Raw genomic sequence first — 6,011 nt, 5'->3', positions numbered from 1 at the left:
CTTTACAGTGTTTGGAATTACTATAAAGATACTGATAATCAGCTACTTAACCTTATTTTCTATGTTAAACTTTGTTATATAAAACATTGAATATTAATTAGTTAATTGAATATTTACCGAACTATTGAATACAGAAATCCATTGCAGTGGAAGCTTTCAATTCATTGGCTTACTTTTGCCTGAAAGGCAATAACCTTCATAACCGCAGGTCGCCGACCTGAGGAAAAGATACAACAAACATATACTGCCTGAAAGGCAGAACTATTGTCGCGGCATTGATAAATATCTTCGACGGCAAAAATAAACCTACAGGATTGAATTTCTTATTTCTCTATTTCTTGTTAATTCTCAATTATGGGATCACACCATCTAAACAGTCCCCTTAAGATAAGGGGACAAGTGCTGCCGTCAGGCAGCACAGGGGTTATGATATTTCTCTGTTTGACGATTTACCTCCTCCGTCCGGAACTGCCGGAATGGAAATTCCTAATTCGAAATTGGTAACTTGTAATTCATTCTTTAACTTTCCATTTCTTCTTTTCTTCCAAAGTTATAACACAAGTTTTCAAACTTGTGTCGGAAACAACGGTAGTTTCCAAACTGCCTGTCGTCTTGCATCCAAGTTACGCTGATGCTAAACTTGAACGAATGGGACTCTGTCCCAAAATCTGCCATTTCCTCAATATCCTCAATATCCTCAGCTGAGGATATTGAGGATATTGAGGATTTCGATTCCGAACAAATGCCCACTTTTTCCGAATCGGTCAGTTCCTTTTTGCCCTCTTTGCTTTCGCAAATCGCGGCTAAAGCCGTTTCCCCGAAGATGCCGACTTGCTTTTATTGGGCAGCCTCACAACCTTTTCGGCCAGTCTGCCAAATGTTTACGACATTTATGGCGGTCGCGCAGATAGCCCCCTATTTCTCCAACGGCAGTATCCCCGACACAATCGGCAAAGACAACCTCTGGTTTCTGTAAAAAAAATTCTGCAACTTTTTCCGATTGCTCGCCAAGTCAAAAATAAATCGTATCTTTGAAACGTGAAATATGGCACAAAAAAAGCATTATTTTGTGCCAATATATCAAAATAATATTATATGCAATCTACTCATAATAAAATAGAAAACGAAATAAAAAAGGGTAAGCGAGGGAAAATAATTTTTTTGTCTGATTTTACCGATTACGGCACAGATGTAGCCGTACGGCACACCTTTTCGCGATTGTGTAAAAGTGGCCTTTTAATTCGACTTTCGGCTGGCATATATTTGTACCCCGAAATTGACAAAGAAATCGGCATAATATACCCCTCAATCGAAAAAATCGCCAAAGCAATCGCCAAACAGGAAAAAGCACGGATTATCCCGACAGGAGCCTATGCTCTTAACGCTTTGGGGCTTTCAACTCAAGTGCCTATGCGCGTGGTTTTCCTCACAGACGGTACACCAAGAATGATAAATATTGAAGGCAAAGCAAGTATAAAATTCAAAAAAACCACACCCAAATACCTTTCTTTCAAAAGCAAATTGGTTTCTCTTGTGGTTTTTGCATTGCGCGAAATTGGCGAAAACAAAGCCACTGCCGAACAGCTGGCTCAAATTAAAAAATTATTGCAGAACGAGAAACAGGAAATCATTATTCACGACCTCACTCTTGCGCCTGCATGGGTTAAAAACAGCATTCTAAAATTACTGCAAGATGAATAACTTTTTCAAAATCAGTGAGAGAAGACAAATAAACGCGATAGAAACAGCCGCTAAAAATCTAAAAATAATCCCGACGTCAGTTGAAAAAGATGTGTGGGTTACGGCAGTTCTGCAGGCACTGTTTGCGTTACCGTACTCCGATCATTTATCTTTCAAAGGTGGCACTTCTTCGAGTAAGTGTTACAACCTGATAGAACGGTTTTCGGAGGACATCGACATTGCAGTAAATCGTGGTTTTCTCGGTTTTGACGGGAAGCTGTCAAAAACGCAGATTAGCGACAAATTGCGTCGTGCCGCCTGTTCTTTTGTCCGTGATAAATTACAGTTTGATATAGCGAAACAACTTGAAAATCAGTGAATAAATTCCGACTTATTTACCGTAAAAGTCAATATAACGCCGGTAACCACTACCGACCCCGAAATAATCGAAATTCATTATAAGTCGCTTTTCTCTGAAAGCAATTATGTAAAACCGATTGTAAAAATTGAAGTCAGTGGGCGTTCAATGAATGAACCGTTGCAGAAAATCGATTTGCAATCCATAGTAGATAAAGAGTTTCCCGATATCTCTTTTGCAAATAAGCCGTTTGAGGTGAATGCCGTCGTGCCGGAACGCACATTTTTAGAAAAAATTTGCCTGTTACACGAGGAATTCGCAAGATCCCGGGAATTTGTGCGTACCGAGCGAATGAGCCGTCATTTGTACGATGTATCCAAGTTAGACGATGCGGGAATTTCTGAAAATGCGCTCAACGACAAAAATTTATACCATTCTGTTGTCGAACACCGTCGGATATTCGTTGGCTTAAAAGATTTTGATTATGATACACTTGCACCGAAAACAATAAAAATTGTTCCGCCCGATAATATCATTTCCGAGTGGAAAGAGGATTACGAAACAATGCGCGAAACAATGATTTACGGCGAATCATTGCCATTCAACAAGCTGATAGATAAGATAAAACAACTGAATGAAAGGATAAACCACATGGATTGGTAACTTTCGAAATGCCTCAAAATCCCCAATATCCCCATTTATTTAAAACGGGAAATAACTATGCAATGATGATCGAAAAATTATTTGTAGATTTGTTGGTAAATAGTGTGAATTAATATAGAAAGATACTTATGGAAAAGAAAATAACAATTCAGGAACTCCTTTTCAACAGAGGGCTAAATAAAGATGACAAGATTCTCTTGGTAAGACACAAAGACAATCGGGAAATTAAAACTATTAGAGGTGTTCAATACACGGAATCACTTTATGATATGTATCGTTATAAACCCAAATTATTTTTGGAATATCAAGCTGAACAAGCCGATGATAAATTTAAAGGGGCACAATATATTGTATCATTTCTTGGCGAAGAAGGAACTAAATCCCGTTTTCTCGGGGTGTACCGTATTGAGGAAACAATAACTAACGACCCGTTTTCTCCATTTTATTACAAAATGTCTGGAGTTGATGGATTTAAATACCTAAAAAACAATGTAATTGTTGATTGGGGTAAAGGCACTTTGTCATGGTGTCAGGGCATTCACAACGAAAAAGAAATCATTGAAATTGTGCCTGGTTTTGAAAATGCCTTTCCGGGTTATCCAAACGTTATATTAAAATTCAGTGAGTTGAAGAATATTATAAATAGTGGTTATCCCGAATGGAAACGTATGCTCTCGGCTGTCAATTGCATTTATGCAATTCTGGATAACAAAACAGGGAAAATTTATATCGGTTCAACTTATAACCGACAGGGAATTTGGGGGCGTTGGGAAGTGTATGTACAAACTAACGGTCATGGGAACAATGCATCTCTTAAAAAATTGATTGAATCTGACCCAAAGTATGCTGACAATTTCACGTATTCAATCTTGCATATTCTCCCCATAAACATATCTGCTGATCAGGCAATCAAAGAAGAATCACTTTTTAAAAAGAAATTAGGAGCAATCAGTTTTGGCTATTGTAATAATTAAGATTATGGAAGAGCTTAAAAATAAATATTTTGAGTGGATTGTCAGAAAAACTTATTTTGATAGTTATTGCCATGAGTTTAAATCCATTCCTGTCGAACAAAAACTCCTCAATTTAGCCCTCTATATACATGAAGGTGGGGATTTACGCTTTGCTATAAACACATATAAGGAGGACAGAAGCGAACATACATTACGTAGCTTAAAGGATACATTGGAATTTTATATCAATTTTATAAGGACTGGTGAGCCGGAAAGTGATTTGATCGTTTTTCTGAATATGTTTCTTTCTGAAGAACAGCTTATTATTTTGCTTGAACAAGAGCTGAAAGCCCGGCTATTTTTCGAATATGAAAATGTCGAGATTCCATGAAGAAAGTCTATAAAATTGAAGTTGGCGGTTTTAATCTTGAATATTTTGTAAATCAAGACTATGTTTCGAGAAAAGACGGATTAAATGCAATCTTTAAAGGTAACTTAAAGGAAGATTTTGACTTAGGTGATTTTGATGAAGTTATAACTGATTAGTTTGGAATCGCCATTTCCCCAAAATTCCCCAATATCCTAAAATTCGCTAATATGAGTATTCAAGACATCTATCAAAAAGCTATTCGCTATGCCGCTGAAAAACATGCTGAATTGCAGCAAACTTTACCCGGCAGTATAATACCCTATGCAGTACATTTGAGTAATGTGGCTATGGAAATACTGGTTGCTGCTTCGCATACCGAAGAATTTGATACCGAATTCGCAATACAAGTAGCTTTGTTGCATGATATTTTGGAAGATACCCATATAACAGTTGAAGAATTGGCAAATGAATTTGGAAATGAAGTTGCAACTAGTGTTTTGGCATTGACCAAAAGAGATGTTTTGCCCAAAGAAGATCAAATGTCTGACTGTATTTCAAGAATTAAGCAATGCGGAAAAGAAGTCTGGGCGGTAAAACTGGCTGACCGTATTACCAATTTACAGCCGCCACCTTCTCATTGGAACAAATTGAGAAAAGCAAGTTATTTATTGGAAGCAAACTATATTCTCAAAGAATTACATGGTGCTAATGAATACCTTGAAAATCGGCTTGCTGGAAAGATAGTGGAATATCAAGATTATATAATTTAGTTGTATTTCTGGATATTCCGGTGATGTTGACACCTCGTTCCGGCAATATTGACCCCTCTTGATGGTTTTATTTCAAAGAACAAAGGAATCTGACAAAATTACATTTTTTTCTTAGGTTGGATCCTTTTAACTCTATTTTAACCCAACTTTCCCGGCCGCACCTCAAAAGAGTTAAATTATAGTTAAAAACGTCGTTATTTTATATCTTTCCAGTTATAATTCAGCAGGTGTATAAATATAAGTTGCTGATAATGAATCTCCGTAATTTTCTACTTCTCAATTGTAGTACACGGCTTTTGTTGGATAAACGAATTAATTATCAGAACTTTGTGGCTTGCATTTTTCTGCGACATGCCGGATGAAACATAAGGGAGAAAGTCGATTGTTCGTAAGCGTTTCGGCGGCTTCAAAACTCTCCCCTCCGGGCTCTGTCCCAAAATCTGCCATTTCCCCATTTCCGCAGAATCCTCAATATCCTCAGGTGAGGAAATTGAGGATTTCGATTCCGAACAAATGCCTACTTTTTCCGAATCGGTCACAGACTTACTGCCCTCTTTGCTTTCGCAAATCGCGGCTAAAGCCGTTTCGCTCGAAGATGCCGACTTGCTTTTGCCGGGCAGCCTCACAACCTTTTCTGCCTGTCTGCCCAATGTTTACGGCATTTATGGAGGTCGCGAAATGTTTCCCAATCTTCTTCTGTTCGTTACCGCCCAAGCCTCTGCCGGCAAAGGACGTCTGACGCTTTGCCGACACCTCGTCGAACCTATTCGCCGCCAACTGACAACTCATTGATATAAAGATACTTTTGTGATTAGCTTTCGAAATTTATATCTTTGATATTCTGATACAACCAATCGTGCCGATGGATTCAAGAATTAGCGGTTGTGATTTGCTTTCGAAATTTATATCTTTGATATTCTGATACAACCTTATTGGGACATTTACAAAAACTATTATGGTTGTGATTTGCTTTCGAAATTTATATCTTTGATATTCTGATACAACCAATCGTGCCGATGGATTCAAGAATTAGCGGTTGTGATTTGCTTTCGAAATTTATATCTTTGATATTCTGATACAACATAAGGAAATGAAGGTAACATGAGGTTTTGTTGTGATTTGCTTTCGAAATTTATATCTTTGATATTCTGATACAACTTTCCTCGCTCGCAAGCCCATTCACGTGATGTTGTGATTTGCTTTCGAAATTTATATCT

At 37.7% G+C, this 6,011-nt stretch carries 7 protein-coding genes, 1 pseudogene and 1 CRISPR repeat array; all 8 genes and pseudogenes read left to right on the top strand.

All coding sequences use genetic code 11. The features are described 5' to 3' along the window. Positions 1-631: 631 nt before the first annotated feature. The 8 genes and pseudogenes from EJN84_RS12040 to EJN84_RS12010 all read left to right on the top strand — a co-directional run bounded on the left by EJN84_RS12040 (position 632) and on the right by EJN84_RS12010 (position 5,586). Positions 632-976 carry a hypothetical protein gene (locus tag EJN84_RS12040; protein WP_129595656.1) on the top strand — a complete coding sequence of 115 codons (345 nt, stop codon included), beginning with the start codon at positions 632-634 and terminating at the stop codon, positions 974-976. Between the two features lie 119 nt (positions 977-1,095). Beyond that, positions 1,096-1,701, top strand: a complete 606-nt coding sequence (locus EJN84_RS12035; protein ID WP_129595655.1) for a DUF6088 family protein — start codon at positions 1,096-1,098, stop codon at positions 1,699-1,701. Then, a pseudogene (locus EJN84_RS12580) lies at positions 1,694-2,701 on the top strand (nucleotidyl transferase AbiEii/AbiGii toxin family protein). The gene EJN84_RS12035 and the pseudogene EJN84_RS12580 overlap by 8 nt, the downstream one beginning before the upstream one ends. Before the next feature lie 128 nt (positions 2,702-2,829). Next, positions 2,830-3,675: a GIY-YIG nuclease family protein gene (locus tag EJN84_RS12025; protein ID WP_129595654.1), complete on the top strand. Its 846-nt coding sequence runs from the start codon at positions 2,830-2,832 to the stop codon at positions 3,673-3,675. 4 nt (positions 3,676-3,679) lie between these two features. Then, complete coding sequence (locus tag EJN84_RS12020) at positions 3,680-4,045, top strand: hypothetical protein (protein WP_129595653.1); 366 nt, start codon at positions 3,680-3,682, stop codon at positions 4,043-4,045. Then, a complete protein-coding gene (locus EJN84_RS12315) occupies positions 4,042-4,200 on the top strand; it encodes a hypothetical protein (RefSeq protein WP_165004345.1) in 159 nt (52 codons plus the stop codon). Before EJN84_RS12020 ends, EJN84_RS12315 begins: the two co-directional genes overlap by 4 nt. A gap of 51 nt (positions 4,201-4,251) precedes the next feature. Next, complete coding sequence (locus tag EJN84_RS12015; RefSeq protein ID WP_129595652.1) at positions 4,252-4,794, top strand: HD domain-containing protein; 543 nt, start codon at positions 4,252-4,254, stop codon at positions 4,792-4,794. Between the two features lie 513 nt (positions 4,795-5,307). Beyond that, positions 5,308-5,586, top strand: a complete 279-nt coding sequence (locus tag EJN84_RS12010) for a DUF3987 domain-containing protein (RefSeq protein ID WP_129595651.1) — start codon at positions 5,308-5,310, stop codon at positions 5,584-5,586. A 12-nt stretch (positions 5,587-5,598) separates the two neighbouring features. Further along, positions 5,599-5,952: a CRISPR direct-repeat array (repeat unit 47 nt; unit sequence GTTGTGATTTGCTTTCGAAATTTATATCTTTGATATTCTGATACAAC). Positions 5,953-6,011 lie beyond the last annotated feature (59 nt).

This window comes from Seramator thermalis, assembly GCF_004138125.1.
GTDB lineage: Bacteria > Bacteroidota > Bacteroidia > Bacteroidales > Dysgonomonadaceae > Seramator > Seramator thermalis.
Note: the sequence above shows the minus strand (reverse complement) of the source record. Positions and strands in the feature narration are given on the sequence as shown.